This window comes from Verrucomicrobiota bacterium, from assembly GCA_016871535.1.
In the GTDB taxonomy this organism is placed as follows: domain Bacteria; phylum Verrucomicrobiota; class Verrucomicrobiia; order Limisphaerales; family SIBE01; genus VHCZ01.
Genome location: VHCZ01000100.1, coordinates 1 through 19,983 on the forward strand (window position 1 = coordinate 1; position 19,983 = coordinate 19,983).

A 19,983-nucleotide genomic window follows, 5' to 3' on the forward strand; every position below is an offset into this window, starting at 1 on the left:
GAATTTTGCCTGGGGCTGCGTTGCTCCTCGGTCACAGCCCCACTGGCGGGGGATGCTCGCTCGTCGCGCCTTGCCCCAGGCCAAATTGGGCGCAACGAACGTGAGCGTATTTACGAAACGGACCACTTAGCCGGCCAGCGCACAAAGCCGGCTAAAGCCGCGACTACATGCGGGCTGCGCGCTTCCGTCCGTCGCCAAAATGAGAGTTGCTGAATTGCCGGAAACGCTTCCGAGCATCCACGAAGTCCAGGAAACATGGATTGGGACGGGGCTTTGACCTCAATCTCCATCCTGCTAACCTCGCCCGGCATTTGGACATGACCGATTCCGAAACGTCAGCAGGATTAACCTCGCGCACGCACTCGCTTGGCGGCGGTGGCCCGTACGCTCTGATGCGCAACAGGAATTTTGCTCTCTACCTCATCAGCCGCTTCGTCGCGTCGCTCGGCCAACAAATGCTCACCGTCGCGGTCGGTTGGGAGATCTATGAACGAACCCACTCCGCGCTGGCGTTGGGGTTGGTGGGCCTCACGCAGATGGCGCCGATGATCCTCTGTACGTTGCCGGCCGGTCACGTGGCCGATAATTACCAGCGCAAACGGATCATTCTTTGGATGACCGTCGCCGCCGCCGCCGCGAGCCTGGGCTTGACCGCGGTCTCGGTGTTACACGCGCATGTGTCGCTGATTTATCTTTGCCTCCTGGTGGCCGGAACCGCGCGGACATTCCTGTGGCCGGCGAGCGCTGCCTTTATGCCCTCGCTTGTGCCACGCCCTATCTTCGCCCGAGCCGTCACGTGGAACACGGGGAGTTTTCATCTGTCTTCGGTGCTCGGACCTGCGGCGGGCGGAGGACTGATCGCGGTGACGCAGAGCGCGACAATCGTTTATGCCCTCAACGCTATCGCGCTGGTCGTGTGCTTCATGCTCATTTCTGCGGTCCGCAGCAATCAAGCCGCGCCAACCAAAGAGAAGATGACGCGCGCCAACCTGATCGCAGGGTTCAAGTTCGTCATCGCAAGCCAGGTTATTCTGGGCACGATCACGCTCGACATGTTTGCCGTGCTTTTGGGCGGGGCGACGGCGCTGCTCCCGGTGTATGCGAAAGACATCTTGCGCGCCGGTCCGACGGGACTTGGGTTGCTGCAGGCGGCCTTGCCCATTGGCGCGCTGATTACGGCATTCATCCTGGCTCATCGTCCGCCGCTGCAAAAGGCCGGCCGGGCGCTGTTGTGGTCCGTCGCGGGCTTCGGAGTCGCGACCATCGCCTTCGGCTTTTCCACATCCTTTTGGTTTTCGTTCCTGATGCTGATGCTGTGCGGGGCGCTCGACAACGTCAGCGTCGTGGTGCGCCACACGCTGGTGCAAATTCTGACACCGGACGAAAAGCGCGGGCGAGTCTCGGCGGTGAACAGTCTATTCATCGGCACCTCCAATGAGCTGGGCGGTTTCGAGTCCGGTTTTGTCGCGCATCTGGTCAATCCCGTTTTCTCGGTTGTCTCCGGAGGCGTCGGGACGATTCTCGTGGTCATCGCCACCGCGCTCGTCTGGCCGGCGATTCGAAAATACGGGAGACTGGAGTGACACGGGAAAGCGAGGAACGGAATAGGACTCCCGGCAGGCGGGTCCGTCCCGGCGAGCCGAGTCCGACGTATTGGGAACACGTGGGAGGCGGCTCGCTGGGGACAGGCTCGCCCTACCGAAGTCAAACTAAGGATTGCTGGTTCGCTCGTCTCCTCAGAGCGGACTCTTGACAAGCCGCCCGGTTTTGGAGGACCACACTGCCTATGCAAATCCGCCCTGCCACCCCGGACGACCTGGCCGGCATTCTTGAGATTTACAACGAGGCCGTTCTCAACACGACCGCGACCTACGACTACGAACCGCGCACCATGGAGCATCGGCGGACCTGGTTTGAAGACCACGTGAAAACTAATTACCCGGTGTTCGTCGCCGCGGATCCGGCGGGCCGCGTCGTGGGCTGGAGTTCGATCAGCCGGTACCACGACCGCATGGGATACCGGTTCACCTGCGAGAATTCCGTCTATGTCGCCGCGGATCGCCGGGGACAAGGGATTGGCAAGCTTCTGATGCCGCCCTTGATTGAGGCCGCCCGGGAACGGAAATTCCGGGCCATCATTGCGGCCATCGATGCGGCAAACCCGGTCAGCCTTGGGCTCCATGCGGCATTTGGGTTCGTGCAAGTCGGCCACTTCAGACAAGTAGGCTTCAAGTTCGGCCGCTGGCTGGACGTGGTGTACATGGAACTGCTTTTGCCATGAAACTCTCTCTCGAACTCGCAGCGGCCACTCCGCCGGAATGGATTCAAACGGTGCTCGCCGATTTTCCGGCCTTTCTCCAGGACCACGCGGATTGCGAACGCAAAGCCTCCGCCATGGCCATGAGTTTCGTCGCGAAGTATCCGGACCGCGTCGAAATCATTCCGGAATTAATAGAGACCGGCATCGAGGAACTGGAACATTTTCATCAGGTTTATGCCCACATGGCCAGGCGCGGCATTCGTCTGGCCAAGGAAATGACTCAAGACCCGTACATCAAAGCGCTGATGGATCTGTGCCGCACCGATCCGCTGCATCGCTTCCTCGACCGGCTTTTGCTCGCGTCGATCATCGAATGCCGGGGCGCCGAGCGGTTTCGCCTCATCTGGGCGGCGCTGGACCACGATCGGGAATTGAAAGAATTCTATCAGCATCTCTGGACCTCCGAGGCCAAGCACGGAAATATTTTCGTCAAGATGGCGCTTCAATATTTTCCTGACGACAAGGTGTACAGCCGCTTAAACGAGTTGAATGAAGCGGAAGGAAAGATTGTTTTGGGGCTGAAACTCCGCCCGGCGTTGCACTGATCGGCGGTTTGCTTTTTCTTCCTCAGGCCGCATTATCTGCGAAGCGAGTTATGCAAAACTTTTCTCCTGTCCGGAACGGCCTTGGAATTGCCTTTGCGAAGGCAGCAGTTCTTCTGAGTTTAGCCGAGAGCGTCGCAGGCCAGACCCAGCTTCCCAACAAGGCCCCGACCCAAACTCCTTTTCAGAACCCGTCCCAGGCGCCCTTCCAGACGCCGACACCCGCGCAGCCCGAAGGCCGGTTCGCCAGCGTGAACGGCATGCAAATGTACTTCGAGGTTTATGGTGAAGGCCGGCCGCTTGTCCTGCTCCACGGATTCAAGGCGTCCAGCCAGATTTGGAAGCCGATCATTCTGGATTTCGCCAAGCAGCATCGCGTCATTGTGCCGGACCTTCGCGGGCACGGGCGTTCAACGAATCCCACGAAACAATTCACCCATCGGCAGGCTGCGCTGGACGTTTTCGGGCTTCTGGATTTGCTCAAGATCGACCGCTTCAACGCCATCGGGATCAGCAGCGGTGGAATGGCCTTGCTGCACATGGCGACGCAGAGACCGGAGCGGATCGAGGCCATGATCTTGATCGGCGCGACGGCGTATTTTCCGGAGGAATCCCGCGCGATCATGGGGCAAACCACCATCGAATCCATGACGCCCGAAGAATGGCAGAAGGCGCGGGAAATCCACAAACACGGCGATGAACAAATCCGCGATCTCGTCCGCCAGTTTCAGGCGTTGAAGGATAGTTACGACGATATGAATTTCACCCCGCCGTTTCTGTCGAAGATTCGCGCCTCGACGCTGATCATTCACGGCGACCGCGACCCGTTTTTCCCGGTGCAAATGGCTCTGGAGATGTATCGCGCGATGCCGCACGCGTATCTCTGGGTTGTCCCGAATGGCGGGCACGTGCCGGTGTTCGCCGATCCAGCGTCGTTCGTCAAAACGACGATGGAATTTCTGCAAGTCGGCGGATCGAGAGAGAATGTGCCGGCGCCGGTCCCCAAGCCGGGAAGCGGACGTTAAGCGCGTGTTTTGAAAATGGGTGGAGCGGGCTACCAGCCCGTTTTCGGCGGCAACTTGCCGCCGAACATTGCGGCAGGCTGGTAGCCTGCCGCAACAGGCCAGTGGCCTGTTCCACCCAAAAGGCATTTTCAAAACGCGCTCTAAGCGCGGCAAGCGGCCGAAGAGTGGTCAGTGATCAGTAATCAGTAATCAGTAATCGGTGATCAAATCCAGAGACATCTCCAATGCACGTGCGTTGATCTACGACGGGAAATTGGACGAGGCCTCGACGTTGCTGCGCGGGTGCCTCCAAAGCGATCCTGCCAACGCCGAGGTTTGGTTCCTCATGGCTCAGGTCGCCCGGCTGGCAGGGGATCCGAACATGGCTCTGGAATTGATCGGCACGGCTCTGGGACGCCAGCCGCGCAAGTCGGAATTCCTGATCGAAAAAGGCATGATTCTCATCGCGCTGGGCCGCGGGGCGGAAGCGCGCGCCATTTGCGAGCGAGGATTCGATTTTGACAAACTGAATTGCGAGAGCCACGCCGCGCTGGGACGGTATCACCTCGCGCAGGGACAACCAGACTCTGCTGTGCGTCATTTGCGCGCCGCGATCCAGCTTCAACCGCGCGTCGCCGAGACGCACAGTCTCCTCGGCCACGTGCTCATGGATGCCGGGCATGGGGCGGAGGCGGAGGCGAGCCTTCAAGCCTGCTTGAAGCTGGAACCGAATCACGTGCGCGCGCTTTGGGGATTGGGCAATCTGTACCGGCAACGCGCGCGCACTGGCGAGGCGATCGAGGCGTACCAACGCGCGCTCGCGCTCAAACCGAACGAGCCGTCCATCCTGAGCAACCTCGGCAACACCTGGCTCGATCTGGGCGAACACGAACAGGCCATCGCGTGTTATGTCCAGTCGCTGCGGCTCTCTCCCCATTCGCCGGTCACGCACAGCAATTTGATCGTGGCGCTTCATTATGCTTCCGGCGTGAATCGGACGCAGATTGCGGCGGCGCATCGGGAGTGGGCTCAACGCCACGCCCGCAATGTTCCCCGACTCGGCCAGCGCCCAAAACGGCTGCCCTCGGTGGAGCAAAAACTCAGGCTGGGCCTTGTCTCAGCAGATTTTCGGCAGCATCCCGTTGGCCGCGTCGCTGAAGTGCTGTGCCGTTATTTGGACTCCGCACGATTCGATTTGTTCGTTTACGACAATGGCACGCGCGCCGATGCGACTACAGTCACCCTCCAATCTCTGGTTTCGCGCTGGCGGAAGATCGCGCACCTCGCGGATGACGCCGCCGCCAAACTGATCTTCGACGATCAGATTGACATCCTGGTGGACCTTTCCGGACACACCGGCGGCCACAGGCTCCTGGTGTTTGCGAGGCAACCGGCGCCCTTGCAGATCACGATGTTCGCCTATCCGAACACGACGGGGTTGGACACGATGCAGTATCGAATCACGGATTTGGATTCCGATCCTCCCGGAATGACCGAAGCGCTTCACACGGAGAAGCTGGTGCGGCTTCACAAAATTGCCTGGGCCTGCGCGCCGCCGAGTGATTCGCCGACACCGGAAGCCACTGCCAACCAAGAGCCGACGTTCACGTTCGGTTGCCTGAACAATCCCAGCAAAATCAGCGCGGCCTGCGCGCAGGTTTGGAGCGAGATCCTCAAGGCCTGTCCGGCGTCGCGGTTGATGTTGCTCGTGAGAAACGATCCGGAACACGAACGGCGCTTGTTGGCGAAATTCGGGAAATGGGGCGTCCAGCCGCAGCAACTGCGCTTTGTCCCGCAGACGTCGCAGGCGGGCTATCTGGGGTATCACCAATCGATCGATGTGATGCTGGATCCGTTTCCTTACAACGGCGGCGTCACGACCTGGGATGCGCTTTGGATGGGAGTGCCGGTGCTGACGCTGGCGGGCGACAGCTATGTGTCGCGACAAGGAGTCGGCATTTTGAAGCATGCGGGCCTGAATGAGTTTGTCGCGCCTTCACCCCGTGAATTGGTTGAGCGAGCGGTTGCGATGGGGAGCGCCGGCAAATTGAGCGCGTCGCGCCGCGACGAGATTCGCGCCCGGATGCACCGCTCCACCTTGATGGACTACGCGGGCTACGGAAAGGAATTGAGCCAAACGCTGCTGAGGCTCTGGGAGGCACAGGCTGGCGGAGAATCTCAAATTTAGGATTCAAATTTCCCCCTTTCGCCGCCCTCGGTTTCCTGCTCAACTCCGGGGGCGCCTATGAAAAGAAGAACCTTTCTCAAAATCAGTGTCGGCACGGCTATGACCTTTTCCCTTTCTCCGATTCCCGTCCTTCGGGCGGACGAACCGGAGGAACTGTTCAAGATTTCCCTGGCGGAGTGGTCGCTGAACAAGACTCTCCGGGCGGGGAAGATGACAAACCTGGATTTTCCCCGCATGGCAAAACGCGAGTTCGAGATCGATTGCATCGAGTTCGTCGATCAATTCTTCCAGGACAAGGCGAAGGACATGGCCTACCTCCGCGAGTTGAAGGACCGCGCCGAAAGCGAAGGCGTCGCCATGGGCCTGATCATGCTGGACACAACCGGCGATCTCGGTGCGGCTGACAAACCGGCCCGCGACAAAGCCGTCGCGAAAACCTTCGAGTGGATCGACGCCGCAAAATTCCTGGGCTGCCGGATGATCCGGATCAATGCGCGCGGACCGCAAAACGCGGACGACTTGCGGGCGCGGGTCGCTGAGAGCGGCGCGCGGCTGGCGGATTACGCGGCCGAACGCGGTCTCAGCGTCGGCATCGAGAACCACGGCGGTTTGTCCTCGGATCCGGAGTGGCTGGTCTCCGTCATCAAAGCCGTGAACAAACCCAACTTCGGAATCCTGCCCGACTTTGGAAACTTTCCGGAGTCTGTTGATCGCTACGACGCGGTCGAGGCCTTCATGCCCTACGCCAAGGGCGTGAGCGCCAAGACGTCACGGTTTACGCCTGACGGCCTGGAACAAGAGACGGATTACTTTCGCATGATGCGCCTCGTGCGCGACGGAGGCTATCACGGATACGTCGGTGTTGAATCCGGTGCTCAGACTCAGGATGGCGAGGCCGATGCGATCCGCAAAACCCGCGATTTACTCAAGCGCGTGCGCCAAGAGCAGGCGCGCGTGAAACCGATTTTCAATGGCAAGAACCTCGATGGCTGGACGAAGATTGAGGGGGGCGAATGGTCGATCGAGGAAGGGGCGCTGGTGGGCCGTCAGGGCCGAAACTGGTCCACGAACCCCGAGAAGAGTGGGTCCTGGCTCAGCACGGCCAGGGAATACACCGATTTCCGCCTTGAACTTCAATTCACCATCGCCAAAGGCACCAACAGCGGAATCCTGTTCCGATCCTCGCACGAGAAGAATCCATCCTTCACCGGCTACGAAATGCAAATCCACGATTCCCCGGGGCGACCGCCATCGAAGAACGGTCCCTGCTCGATCTATGCCGTCGTCGCTCCCACGAAAAACGCCATTCGTCCTGCTGGCCAGTGGAACACCGTCACGATCGTCGCTCAGGGACCGAAGATCGTGATTGAAGTGAACGGGGAACGGACGATTGACACGGAACTGCAACGGTCGATGCGCGGGTACATCGGCTTGCAGAACCACGACGACCGCTCCGAAGTGAGATTCCGCAATATTCGGCTCCAGGAGTTGTGATTGACCCTGGAGACCGGCGCCCATCTTCACACGGAGTGGAACCGCGGATAACACGGATGGGCGCGGATCAAGCACTTCCCACGGAACTGGTTCATCCGCGGAATCCGCGTGATCCGCGGTTCCCGGTTTTCCGGTCTCAGGCAAAGCTCGCCAAGGCCACGAAGAGCAGGTGTCGAACAGGCGATGAGAGCGCTCACCTTGAATCACTTCGGATAGCTCAACCGCTCCCGGTCCGACTGGCTAGTGATGTGTCTCACCCGAAACGCGTTCTCTGTGGCTAATCAACTGCCGTTTTCGCGGGTCGGAGGCGCAACTCAAATCTGGGCGAAGTGTAGTTTCGCCCAATTCACCACTTTCTCCACCATCACGGCGCTGAATTCCCCGGCGAAGACGTGATTGGAGCCTTTGATCTCAGTGAGTTCAACCGGATCGTTGGCTTTGCGAAAGATGTCGTGGGAATCCTGGATCGGAACCACGTCGTCCTCGGTCCCATGGACGAGCAACCACGGCACCTTGATTTGAGGCGCCCGGTCGGCCACCGAATTGATCTGCGCCATGTCCTCCATGTAAGCGCGCGAGAGCGGGCAAGCCGGTTCGTCCCACATGGATCCTTCTCCGGGTTTCACGCCGCCAAATTCGCGGTCTGCAAACGCCTTCGTGTGAACCATCCCTGCCAGAGAAATCAGGAGGCGGATCCGGTGGTCCTGGCTGGCGCGGAGAACTCCGACCGCGCCGCCCATGCTGTGCCCGGCGTAACAAATCTTCCGGTCCGAAAGGATATCTAGAACCGAACCGAGATCGGAGACTTCCTTCGAAACGGTGGAGTCCGTGAACTTGCCCCCCGACGCCCCGTTGCCGGAAAAGGAAATCCGAAGAGCCGGAACGCCCGCCTGGCTCAATCCTTCCGCCAGCGCGACGACAAAGGGTCGATCCTTGTTGCCGGTGACGCCGTGGCCGATCACGACCAGATCTTTGGAATTCGTTTTGCCGGGATGAAACGTGTAATCGATCCGCTCGCCTTGCGCATTTCTGATTTCACCAAACATAACTTTATAAGCTAAGACTTGGCGTTCATAGCGGCTCCTGGGTCGATCAGCAAATCAGAAATCACGCGACGCGCGCGCCGCTGAGTTTTTGTGTCGCCAATTCAATTTCACCTGCTTTGATTGATCCCCAGCTTTTCACATGAAAACGACTCGTTGCTTTCCGTTGTTTGCCACCATGACGCTGCTGCTCCTGCCCAGTCCAGCGCAGAGCGCCGAATTCAAGTTCCCCGGGCACACCTTCACCTTGCCGGACGGCTTCACGATGGAACACGTGGCCGGCCCGCCTTTGGTGAATCGGCCCATCGAGGCGGACTTCGACGAACAGGGACGCCTTTACGTTTCCGATTCCTCAGGGTCTAACGACAAGCCTGACAAGCAACTTCAGGAGAAACCGCATCGCCTCGTTCGGTTGGAAGACACGGACGGCGACGGGAAGTATGACCAGAGCGTCGTCTTCGCGGACAAGCTGATGTTCCCCGAAGGCGTGCTCTGGCACGACGGCGCGGTCTATTGCAGCGCGCCGCCCTCCATCTGGAAGATCGAGGACACGAACGGCGACGGCGTGGCGGATCGACGCACGGAATGGCACGAAGGGAAAACGTTGACCGGCTGCGCGAATGATTTGCACGGCCCTTATTTGGGGCCGGACGGCTGGATTTACTGGTGCAAAGGCGCGTTCGCCAAGCAAACCTACGAACGTCCGGGCCGCCCGACCATCTCGGACTCCGCGTCCCACATGTTTCGTTGCCGGCCCGATCACTCCGAATTCGAGTCCGTCATGAGCGGCGGGATGGACAACCCCGTCGCGGTTGTTTTCTCCCCGGAAGGCGAGCCGTTCTTCACGACAACGTTCTTCGTCCACCCCGAAGCCGGAAGACGGGACGCGATCGTCCACAGCATTTACGGCGCGGTTTATCCGAAAACCCACGGCGTGCTCGACGGACTCAAACGCACGGGTGATCTGCTCCCGCCGCTGACCCACCTGGGCCCGGCCGTGCCGTGCGGCCTCGTCCGGTATGCGTCGCGCGCTTTTGGAGACGATTACGAGAACAACCTGTTTTCCTGCCAGTTCAATTTACGGAAAGTCCAACGCCACATTCTCGAACCCTCCGGCGCGACTTTCCGCAGCCGTGACATTGACTTCCTGGTTTCCGATAATCCGGATTTCCATCCCACAGACGTGTTGGAGGACGCGGATGGCAGCTTGCTCGTGCTGGACACAGGCGGCTGGTACAAGATTTGTTGCCCGACATCGCAATTGCCCAAGCCCGACGTGCTCGGCGCCGTGTATCGCATTCGGAAGGCGGGCGCGCCCAAAATCCCGGACCCGCGCGGCCTGAAGATCGCCTGGGCGAAATACAAACCGAAGAACCTCGCCGGATTGCTCGGTGATTCCCGGCCTGCGGTCCGGAATCGGGCGATTGCTCAGCTCGGCAAGCAAGGCCAGGAATCCGTGACCGTGCTCAAGCAAGTGGTGCAAGCGGGCGCGCGCGCGGCAGCCACATCCGCCACCGGCGCGAGGCGTTTCACGGGGAAGTTCGTCGTGCCCGTGTTTTCGGTTGAAGCCCGGCGCAATGCCGTCTGGGCGCTCACGCGCATCGATGGACCCGGTGCGCGCGAAGCCGTGCGCGTCGCGCTGGCCGATTCTGACGCGAGCGCGCGGCAAGTTGCGGTCAATTCGGCCGGCTTGCGGCGCGACGCCGGCGCGACGCCGCAACTTCTGGAAACGTTGAGAACGGGAACACCGCACTTGCAGCGCAACGCCGCTGCGGCGCTGGGACGCATCGGAGACAAATCCGCGGTTCCCGCTTTGTTCGCTGCCGTGGAAGACGTGGCGCGGCAAGGTCTGGCGAACCCTAAACAAACGCCCGCCAATCTCGTCACCAACGAGGCATTTCGCGTCATGGAGCATTCGCTGATTTATGCTCTGATAGAAATCGGAGACAGCGCCGGTGTCCGGCAAGAGCTGGAAAAAGTAGGACAGCCTTCCAGGCTGTCTGCCGAGGCTGTTGGAGACTCAGCCAAAACGCCGACATCGAATTCCACTTCATCTTCGGGCGGACCTGGGGCAGGCAGGATGCCTGCCCTGCGGTTTGTGCAGCGCGCGGCGTTGATCGCCCTGGACCAGATCGACGGCGGCGGATTGACGGCGACTGACGTCTTGCCGCATCTCCATTCCAACGACCCCGTGCTCAAGCAGACGGCCTCGTGGATTGTCAGCCACCACTCGGATTGGGGAAAGGACCTGGCCGACTTTTTCCGCCAGCGGCTTGCGCAACCGAGCCTGCCTGCCGAGGAACTGAGCGAACTTCAGCAGCAACTGGGCGATTTCACGCGCAACGAGGCGATTCAACAGTTGATCGCGCAGATGTGCGCAGACCGCGCATCGCCCCTGGCCACGCGGCATCTGTTGCTGCGCGTCATGGCCAAGGCGCCCGTTCGGGAAATGCCGGCCGCCTGGCGCCCGCCCCTTCATCAATGCCTGGCCGATCCTCAAGAAGGCGTCTGGCGCGGCGCCGTGGCGGTGATTCGCGCTTTGCCGTTGGGCAAGACGAACACGACCGAATTTGTGGAGCCGCTCCTGCGTTTGGCGCACGACCAAAAGGCGCCGGCCGAAGTGAAGCTCGAAGCGTTGGCGGCGCTGCCCAACAATCCGATGCCACTGGACGTGGAGACGTTTGAATTCCTGTGCGGGTATCTCGACTCGGCCAGGCCTCCGTTGGATCGCACCACCGCCGCCACGGTTCTGGGCCGCATGAAACTCGACGACGCGCAGCTCATGAAATTGGCGGACTCTCTGCCATCCGTCGGACCCATGGAACTTTCCAAACTGATCGGCGCGTTTGAAAACAAGACGAACGAGACCGTCGGAGCAAAGTTTGTTTCCGTGCTCAAACACGCCAAAGGAGTCCGGGGCGCTCGCCCGGACGTCCTGAAACCGATCTTCGCGAAATTCGGCGCAACGGTGCAGGAGCAAGGCGATGAAATCCTCCGGGCGCTCAACGCCGATCTGGCCCAGCAACAAACCCGCATCACCCAACTTGTCAACGGCTTGCCGCGCGGAGACCGCGACCACGGACGGCGCGTGTTCGAGAGTCAGAAGACCGTTTGTTCGACGTGCCATCAGGTCGGCTATTTGGGCGGGCGGGTCGGGCCGGATTTGACGAAAATCGGTTCCGTGCGGACGGAACGCGATTTGATGGAGGCAATCCTCTATCCGAGCGCGAGCTTCGTGCGCAGCTATGAGCCGATGACGATTCGCACCAAGGACGGCGAGGAGTATTCGGGCGTCCTGCGCCAGGAAGGGGCGGACAGCATCGTGATCATCAGCGGCGCCAACGCTTCGCAGCGATTCGCGATGGCCGACGTGGCGGAGATGCGGCCCGGCACGCTTTCGATCATGCCGGAGGGGATCGATCAGCAATTGAACCAGCAAGAACTCGCGGACCTCGTGGCGTTCCTGAAGTCGCTGAAATAGTGGGCACGGACCGACTCTTCACCGTGCCTTCCTATGAACCCCGTAGGGCTGCGTTGCCGCGCAGCCGGTTTCTGTCGATGCGGCCGCGCCGCAGACCCTGGGATAGGCGACAGCTCGACTGGAGAACCGTAGCGCAGATTTTCAATCTGCCGTATCGCCGATTTCCAATCGGCAGGGCGCCAGCAAGTCCCAGCGGGCTCGGACTGGGAGACGCCCCGCAGAATACAATTCTGCGATACGGCAGAGTGCAACTCTGCGCTACGAGCTTCGTCGTCCATCCCGCGGACCAAGCAGTGATTGTCGATCCATCCGGGAGAAGGAGACCGCACATGGCAAGCCACCTCATTGATTTCATATCCCGATGAGTATTGTTGAGAGCCCAGCCCCAACCAGCGTGCTGCTGGTTTTCCGCGCAGACTACCCGTGGATTGAAGAGAGATAGCCTCCGGTCAACCATCGGGTGATGACCCCAGAACACCGCGAATCGCGTCCAAGAGCGAAGAAGAGGTGATGCCTGAGATCAAGTCAGATCAAAGCCCGCTCGCGGTCCGGGAGGACGCCGGGCGTGAGTCCTTGATCGAGTTGGAGAACCTGGCGCGAGTGATCGGCGCCTCACCGTGAGGTCGCCAGGCAAAGCCGGCGTGGCTGCAACCTACGGTGGGCTGCGTTGCCGCGCAGCCGCTTTTCAGTCGATGCGACGGCGCCGCGTATGTGTTTAGCAGAATCTCTCGACGTCAGAAACGCCAGGTGACGCCGCCGTGGATGCGGTAATCCGCGACGTTCTGGAGGCCGTTGTTGTCGATGCGCAGCGGGACATCGACGCCGGTGTTGGCGCTGAAGCGCTGGCCCCAGGTGAAGCTGATCTGCGGGCCGAGGTACCAGGCTGTCAGGCCCGTGTTGTTGGACTTGCTGCCGAGGAACTCGTCCCGCGCACGAGTCTCGAAGGCCGTGTTTGCCTGCAGGCTGAGCGTGAATTTCCGGTCCAGCCAAATGTAAGCGCCAGGCCCGCCCGAGATCATCAGCTCGTCCCCAAACTTGAAATCCGCTTCCCCTTCCATCCGCCAGTAGTATTGAAACAAACTGCTCCAGAACCAGCGATCCCAGCGCAGGTTCGCTGTCGCGCCGAAGATCGCGTCCAACGAACCGGACCCCGGCGCCAGATCATGCTCGTGGACTCCGCCGAATTCGTGAGCGTGAACGCCGCCGCGAAAGAGGGCGTTGTAAGCGGCCGCTTTGCTGACTTCGTTTTCAATCCGGCTCGAATCTCCGGTGGGAAGTTTCACGCCGCCGAGCAAATTCACGCTGGCGGAGGATTTCATGGAGGATTTGGCCAGCGCGGTCCATCGTCCGATCAGGGAGAGGTCTCCGAGGCCGGACACAGAGCCTTCCTCGGAAGCAACTCCGGTGGGGCGCAATTCGTATCGCTTGAAGCGCCGGTGCACGAGCGGAGCGTTCAGGTTTAAGCCGAAGCGAGAGGAGAAATTGTAGCCGAGGACCACGTGGGTCATGGAGTTGTCCAGATACACTTCGTCCAGGATCGTTCCGCGGGGAATCGCTTCGCCGTGGAATTGCATCGTGCGAAGAGGAGTGAATTGCTCGGACAGCGAGGCCGTGAAACCGGCAAGGGATTCACCCCGGGCATTGGCGGCGCTGGAAATGGCGCACAGATCGCAAGCGTTCGCGCCGGTCGCCGAGAGCCAGAGCCAAGCCGAACAAAGAAGGAGAGCCGGATAAGGACGCGTTCCAGCGAGTCCCCGAAATGGTCGTTTCGACCGCAGAGTAAAGTCAGGGACGGCGCGGAATCTTTCCCTACCGGCTTCACGGGAAGTTTCCAGCCAGTCACGGTTCAACCAGGAGCCGATAAATGCGGGCAGGGGTGGTTCGGGTATCGACGATGATGTAGTGGTTCGCGAACGGAATGGCGGGAAGGACCGCCAGGTTCGACCACCGGGCGGGATTCGAGTTGTTATTCGAGAGCGAGGCCTTCTTTGTGTCCGAGGAGACGAGGTCGAGGTATTGAACAGTGTAGGTCCGATGCGCATTGGTGTTGAAGTGGAGCAGGACTTGGTTGGTGCTGAACAGTTCGATGAGATAAATCTTCGGTTCTTCGGCTCGGATCGGATGGAGCGCCATCGCCAGGAGGAACAACGCGGTGAGGAACGCCGCAGCTCGGACCGCGCCCACTGTGGCGCGCCACCCCGAGTTGGCGAAGGCGAGCATCCCGATACTCATAGTTGATGAACCGCAATCCGGCAACGCTCAAGCTTGACACTTCAGACACTTGTGTATGAGCGGGCAGGAAGGGTCATGTTCCCGGGAAAATTTTCTCCCAGGAAGTTTTCCCATTTGACTATGCCCGCGCGTGCCGTAATTTGCTCGTCAATGGTGCGCCGCCTTTTGCAATTTGCCGTGGTCGCAAGCCTGGTCTTTGTCGTGGGTGTGCATTGGATTCTGCTGCAATCAGTCGCCTGGACCGGCATGATCATCGTGTATTCGCAAACGGCTTCCTTGCGGGAGGCGATCATCAAAACTTTCGACGGCCAGCACCCCTGCCAGTTGTGCAAGGCGGTCCAGGAAGGCCGGGCGGCAGAACAAAAACAACGGCCCCAGCGCAAGCTGAGCGCGAAGGTGGATTTCTTCTGCAACCATGATCCAGTCGTGATCGAGACCCCGCCGCCTTTCCAGCAGCCCATCTCACAATCCGTGCATTTTCCGACCCGGACGGAAGCGCCGCTGGGTCCGCCGCCACGGCTCGCTTAGCCTTCCTACCTGATGGGCTCACCGCTGTGCGCGGTGAGATATAATCCGCTGTCGGCTTTCCTGCCGGGCAGCATTCAACCCTTGAGTTCCGAGCGCACTGGTCGTGTGTTCGGCAGAATATCATGAGACGGCACGCGTGGGGTTTCACGCTGATTGAATTGCTGGTCGTCATCGCTATCATCGCGATTCTGGCGGCAATGTTGCTGCCCGCCTTGAGTCGCGCGAAGGGGCGCGCCAAAGCCGCGCTGTGTTTGAGCAACCTCAAGCAACTGGGGCTGGCCACTTCGATGTATGCCGACGATCACGATGATCGGTTGCCTGCATCATCGCACATGGTGGGCCACATCTCGTGGGTGGCTTCACTGCCTCCCTATTTGAGCTACCAGGTCACGGCCACCAATCTCGGCGCCGCCACGAACATTTACCTCTGCCCGGTCGAGAAGCGCGGCTCGCTCCGCATGTACAGTTACGCGGCCAATGACTTCCTGTTGAAGATGGTCACGTTGCCCGGCAATCCAAATCCAATCGGATTACGGACCCAAGTGCCCGGCCCGTCCGAAACACTTTGGATGACGGAATCTTCGGAGAACCTGCTGAACGAAGATCACTTTCATTTTGCCGGCAGCGTCCAGAATGGAGACGGTTATGGGCCGAACGCGTTTGCCAGCCAGGTGATGGTGCAGCGCCATTCCGGCGGCGCGAACTATTTGTTTTTGGACGGGCACGTCCAGGGCACCAGGTGGGAACAGGTGCGGCCCAGACTCACCCAGCCTGGAGAACGCCTGGTAAATCCCAAAGGGAATCCGTGATGATGCTCAAACTCTGGAAGCGACATTGCCTGAGCCGAAACGACTCGAGTGAAAATGGCGAGCGCGACCGTCTCAGCGGCCCCAGTCGGCGTCGCGCCGACTGGCCGGCTCGCGAACCAGACGCGCTGAATGGTTTGGGCTTAAGGCGCAAGGTGTGTTCGGCGAGACGCCGAACACGGCACGTGCTGTGGTTGGCGATCTGCTGGATGGCCAGCCCGGCGGCGGTTGCACAGCATGCCCACATCTACGCCGGCGCGGTGGGTAAAACTCCAGGCGCGCCGTTGTGGTTTCAAAACGGCCATCTTTGGGACACCAACTCCTACGGCGGTTACGCGCAATCGCCCGCTTGTATTTATTTCGAGGACAATGGTCCCACCGTTTACCCGGGCTTGTATCAGACGGTCACCACGTTCAGTGCGCTGCCGGCGACGATTTTCAAAGGGGGACCAAGTCCCAACGCGGCGTCGCTCGGGACTTTCATCGAGTTGAAATTCGATTCGTTGCAGGGACCCACCGGAGGCGCGCTGACCGTCTGGAATGAAATGGATGATCCGGATCATCCCTCCGCGATACTGACCATTCCGGCCGGCACGACCAATGGCACGAATCGAATCAATCTGAGCGAAGGAGATCCGTTCGATCCCTCGACCGACCCCTACGGACACATTCATGGCCGCCGTTTTACTTTGAGCAAACCGGGGCTTTACACACTGGGGCTGCAACTTGTGGACACTTCGAACAATGGTCCCAACGGCGGCCCGATCCAGAGTCCGTCCGTCGTCACCTATTTTTATCTGCAAGCCGGTTTGTCCCTCAGCAATTATTCCCGGAGCAACCATGTGGCAGTGGCTCGATTCGGCCTGGCCGGACTCAAGGATTATGTGTTTGAGGCCAGCTCGGCCTTGCCGGGAACGAATTGGGTGACGGTTCAAAGCATCGCGGGGACGTCGCACGGCGAACTGCGTTGGGTCCAAGACACCAACGCAACATCGCTAAACCGCTTTTATCGCATTCGCAAGATGACCGATTGAGCGATCTCGCGCCGCAACCAAACCGCCGGCAGATTTTCGGCGCGCTGAACACCAACAATGCAAAAGCAAAACAATGAAAACTAAACACCAACAATGCAAAAGCAAAACAATGAAAACTAAAACTACCAGGCCGAGACCTATCCCGGTTAACGGAATCGTTCCGGCTAAGCCAGCCTTCCGCGCGAAAGTCGCTGGAAGCTTGATGACCTTGGCCGCCTGCCTCCTGACCGCCAACGTCGCCGAAGCGCACCTCACCTACGGCGGGCGCGACTTTGGCGCGTTCTCCGGTCTGACGAACGGCGTCGCGACGATCTTGAACCAGGCGGTGACGGGCAACTACGGCTGGGCCGATGCCGCGGACGGAATTCTTGGCGACAGCCACCGCGCTCGCGCCTTCCGTTTTCGCTTAGACAATCCCGCCTACGTCAGGCTGGCGGTCTCCGCCAATCCCACGGCGACGACGAATTCGCTCGGCGGATTCACGCCGGCTTTCTCTCTCTATTCGGGGCTGGCCGCCGTCGCGCCGTTTGCTCCCAGCCAGACCGCCAATCCTCCGGCTGCCGATCACGATGGCAGCGCCGCTTCCCTCGCCTGGCGGATCTCGTGGGTGAAGCACAACCTCAACCCCAGCGCCACCAGCGAAGATCCCACGGACGGATGCTGGAACGCGCTCGGCGACATGAAAATCGGCGGCGATGGCGACTTGCCGGGCGATTTCTCCCAACTGAGCAGCCTCATTTACAAAGGTTCGGCAGCGTCCACCAGCAGCGGCGGCACCGTGACCGGGAGCTTTGCGCTTCCCGCGGGTGACTACACCATCCTGATCGGAGGGAACGACCCGGCCAATAAGACTTCGAACACCGCTAAGTCACCCCACGGGATTTCTGCGACACTGTCCGTATCTCCCGCACCTTTCGTCAACATTGTGCCGAAAGTGTTCGTCGCCTGGCCGTCCGGCCTCGCCACCAATTGGGTGCTTGAATCCTCAGCGTCCATCACCGCCCCAAGTTGGACCACCTTGACCCGGACGCCAATGACCGTGGACGGACAACGCGGCGTGCTGCTCGACAGTGGGGCGGCTGCGCAATATTTCCGCCTGCGTTCAATTCAGTGACGCGGCCCCGGGAAGGGAATCACGTTGATGGATAGCAGCTCCAGCGTGGAACGGGCCACTGGCCGGTTCTGTCGGACTACAGGCCCGACAGTCGGGCGTCCGTGGGGCACGCCAAATGGTTCGGGTGTTGAACGCACTCGGCTCGGCGGCAAGTTGCCGCCGAGAACGGCCAGGTTGACCATTCCACCCGGATCGACTCAATCGGCCCGGCTTAGCATAGTCCGAACATTGGTTCTCGTGACTCTTGGCTTGGGGACATTCGCGCTCCCAGGGTTAGCCGAAACTCACCTCTTCGCCGGCGCGCTGGGGACGAATCAAAACAACAAACTTTGGTTTAGCAACGGAGCGCTCTTCGATGCCCGTGTGGGCGGCGCTTCGTTGACGCAAATCCTGCGCACGAACGGACTGAACGCGGGTTATTACCGGGGCGACACGCTGACGTTTACCTCGCTTGCTGGAACGACTCCCAACGGCGGCCCCATTCCATGGCACGCCGCGTTCGGCTCGCGGCTCGCGGTCCAGGTGGTCAGCGTCCACGGACCGACTGGGGGCAGCTTCGCTTTTTGGGAGGGCGACGGAGAGAGCGACCTGGGAGTGATCACCTTTAGCGCGCCCGCCGGCACGACGAACGGAACGAATTACCTGGTGATCAGCGAAAACAACGGCGAGCCCGGCGCCGACCCGTACGGCCACATTCATGGCCGGCAGTTCACGACCAGCGCGCCGGGAACTTACCTCGTGGGATTCCGCCTGATCGACATCTCCACCAACGGCGTCGGCGGGGGCCCTATCCACTTGCCCTCCGATGTCTTGCCGCTGCGGTTTCAGGCCGGTTTGTGGATCGAGGGCGTACAAACCTTGACCAACCGGGTCACCGTGTCCTTTCGCAGCCCGCCGGGCATCAGCAATCAACTTGAAGCGAGCGATTCCATCGCCTCGGGGATTTGGAAGCCCGTGGGCGCGCCGTTGCGGGGGAACAACAGTCTTCAGACGTTCACGGACACCAGCGCGCCGGCCGGGAATCGCTTCTATCGAATTCGCCAGCTCAACAACTTGCCTTGATCCGGGGCGAATCAACCTAAGGGTCTGTGCAAAAATAAATTCCGGTTTTGCACAGATCCTAAACTCCGCAGTTGCACCGCAAATAGACGCAGATGAACGCAGATAGTGAGGGGCTTGTGAGAATCGTTGGCCTTCAGACCCCGGTGTGTTTCGTGTGTTTCGTGGGCCCCAACGGCTTTTTCCAGGTTCAACGGTCGATATTCTTCCGGACCCAGCCGGCGTGCATATCCAGATAGAGCTGATTGCGTCCGCCATTGTGAGCCGACCAGCCGCCCGGCGGTGGCGCGCTCGCGCCAACGGTCCACTGGTCCTTGAAGCCGGCCCACCAGTTCTTTTCAAAGAAAGGGCTCATGAGCCATTCCTCGTCGGAAACACTCGAATGCCGCAGGGCCGCGACGCTCTCAACCGTCCGCCCGCGGAGGTAGCGGCTGGCGGACGGATTCGGCTCGGCAAGCTTGTCGCTGATGTAATTCGCCCAGCCGCGTTCGGGGGCGTCGGCGCCATTCTCACGCCACGGGCCGAGAAAATGTTTCTGCCAATGATTCGACCGCGCGACTGGAACCGGCGGACTCAGCCAGATGCGCGTCTCGGGCGCGTAGGCATGGAAGAGCGGCATGAAAGATCCCATCGAATTGTAGCGCTTGCCCGCGCTGTCCACCGGCGGAGTGAGCTGCAACTCCGAGTCCGGGATGAACGGCATGTTTTCGCCGTGGTCGGCGGCGTACATCGACGTGCTGAGGCCGATTTGGTGGAGGTTGGAAAAACAAGTGGATCGCCGGGCCATCCCTTTGGCTTTGGCGACCGCCGGCAGCAGCATGGCGGCAAGGATGCCGATAATGGCGACGACGACCAATAACTCGATCAAGGTAAAGGCAGCGCGGCGGCGGTTCTGTCCGGGCGAGGGAATGCTTCGGAGGGCAATCATACTGGGTGCGGCGTCACGGGATTGTTAACGGGAGCGGCGCAACAAAAAAAGAGATGGTGAGAATGCGCGCTGAGGAGAAGGAATCGGACTGGTTCATGAACTAGTCCTGCAACAAGCGTGATTATTGGCTTGAAAAAAGAAAAAAGCTCGAAATGCCCGTCAATATTGGTTGAAATATGTTTGTTCAAGAACAGCTAACAACCAACAAAA

The 19,983-nt window shown here is 60.2% G+C and carries 14 protein-coding genes and 2 pseudogenes; 12 read left to right on the top strand and 4 right to left on the bottom strand.

The window, feature by feature from the left end; translation table 11 throughout:
* Nucleotides 1-392 precede the first annotated feature (392 nt).
* The 6 genes and pseudogenes from FJ398_14230 (at nucleotide 393) to FJ398_14255 (ending at nucleotide 7,005) form a co-directional block, all read left to right on the top strand.
* Entirely contained in the window at nucleotides 393-1,583 is a 1,191-nt protein-coding gene (locus tag FJ398_14230) for an MFS transporter (GenBank protein ID MBM3839096.1), read from the top strand.
* Between the two features lie 203 nt (nucleotides 1,584-1,786).
* Nucleotides 1,787-2,281, top strand: coding sequence for an N-acetyltransferase family protein (locus tag FJ398_14235; GenBank protein MBM3839097.1), 495 nt, complete (start codon nucleotides 1,787-1,789; stop codon nucleotides 2,279-2,281).
* A complete protein-coding gene (locus tag FJ398_14240) occupies nucleotides 2,278-2,865 on the top strand; it encodes a tRNA-(ms[2]io[6]A)-hydroxylase (protein ID MBM3839098.1) in 588 nt (195 codons plus the stop codon). Before FJ398_14235 ends, FJ398_14240 begins: the two co-directional genes overlap by 4 nt.
* Before the next feature lie 50 nt (nucleotides 2,866-2,915).
* Nucleotides 2,916-3,887 (top strand): alpha/beta hydrolase, encoded by a 972-nt coding sequence (locus tag FJ398_14245; protein ID MBM3839099.1) that lies wholly within the window; start codon nucleotides 2,916-2,918, stop codon nucleotides 3,885-3,887.
* A gap of 199 nt (nucleotides 3,888-4,086) precedes the next feature.
* Nucleotides 4,087-6,054, top strand: coding sequence for a tetratricopeptide repeat protein (locus FJ398_14250; GenBank protein MBM3839100.1), 1,968 nt, complete (start codon nucleotides 4,087-4,089; stop codon nucleotides 6,052-6,054).
* Nucleotides 6,055-6,111: 57 nt separating this feature from the next.
* Nucleotides 6,112-7,005: pseudogene (locus tag FJ398_14255) on the top strand (sugar phosphate isomerase/epimerase).
* 857 nt (nucleotides 7,006-7,862) lie between these two features.
* Here the strand turns inward: FJ398_14255 and FJ398_14260 are convergent.
* Complete coding sequence (locus tag FJ398_14260) at nucleotides 7,863-8,594, bottom strand: alpha/beta fold hydrolase (protein MBM3839101.1); 732 nt, start codon at nucleotides 8,592-8,594, stop codon at nucleotides 7,863-7,865.
* Nucleotides 8,595-8,733: 139 nt separating this feature from the next.
* Between FJ398_14260 and FJ398_14265 the strand changes: the two genes are divergently transcribed.
* Entirely contained in the window at nucleotides 8,734-12,072 is a 3,339-nt protein-coding gene (locus FJ398_14265; protein ID MBM3839102.1) for a c-type cytochrome, read from the top strand.
* 734 nt (nucleotides 12,073-12,806) lie between these two features.
* On the opposite strand, the gene FJ398_14270 is transcribed toward FJ398_14265, so the two are convergent.
* Together FJ398_14270 and FJ398_14275 are read right to left on the bottom strand one after the other, a co-directional pair.
* Nucleotides 12,807-13,922, bottom strand: coding sequence for a hypothetical protein (locus FJ398_14270; protein ID MBM3839103.1), 1,116 nt, complete (start codon nucleotides 13,920-13,922; stop codon nucleotides 12,807-12,809).
* Entirely contained in the window at nucleotides 13,912-14,304 is a 393-nt protein-coding gene (locus FJ398_14275; GenBank protein MBM3839104.1) for a hypothetical protein, read from the bottom strand. Before FJ398_14275 ends, FJ398_14270 begins: the two co-directional genes overlap by 11 nt.
* A 150-nt stretch (nucleotides 14,305-14,454) precedes the next feature.
* Here FJ398_14275 and FJ398_14280 point away from each other — a divergent pair, with 150 nt between their 5' ends.
* The 5 genes and pseudogenes from FJ398_14280 to FJ398_14300 all read left to right on the top strand — a co-directional run bounded on the left by FJ398_14280 (nucleotide 14,455) and on the right by FJ398_14300 (nucleotide 18,848).
* Complete coding sequence (locus FJ398_14280; protein ID MBM3839105.1) at nucleotides 14,455-14,832, top strand: hypothetical protein; 378 nt, start codon at nucleotides 14,455-14,457, stop codon at nucleotides 14,830-14,832.
* Nucleotides 14,833-14,954: 122 nt separating this feature from the next.
* A pseudogene (locus FJ398_14285) lies at nucleotides 14,955-15,149 on the top strand (prepilin-type N-terminal cleavage/methylation domain-containing protein).
* A 698-nt stretch (nucleotides 15,150-15,847) separates the two neighbouring features.
* Complete coding sequence (locus FJ398_14290) at nucleotides 15,848-16,672, top strand: hypothetical protein (protein ID MBM3839106.1); 825 nt, start codon at nucleotides 15,848-15,850, stop codon at nucleotides 16,670-16,672.
* Between the two features lie 109 nt (nucleotides 16,673-16,781).
* Nucleotides 16,782-17,786, top strand: coding sequence for a hypothetical protein (locus tag FJ398_14295; GenBank protein MBM3839107.1), 1,005 nt, complete (start codon nucleotides 16,782-16,784; stop codon nucleotides 17,784-17,786).
* A 237-nt stretch (nucleotides 17,787-18,023) separates the two neighbouring features.
* Nucleotides 18,024-18,848: a hypothetical protein gene (locus tag FJ398_14300; protein ID MBM3839108.1), complete on the top strand. Its 825-nt coding sequence runs from the start codon at nucleotides 18,024-18,026 to the stop codon at nucleotides 18,846-18,848.
* A 187-nt stretch (nucleotides 18,849-19,035) separates the two neighbouring features.
* Here FJ398_14300 and FJ398_14305 read toward each other — a convergent pair whose 3' ends face one another.
* Entirely contained in the window at nucleotides 19,036-19,773 is a 738-nt protein-coding gene (locus tag FJ398_14305) for a type II secretion system protein (GenBank protein ID MBM3839109.1), read from the bottom strand.
* Nucleotides 19,774-19,983 lie beyond the last annotated feature (210 nt).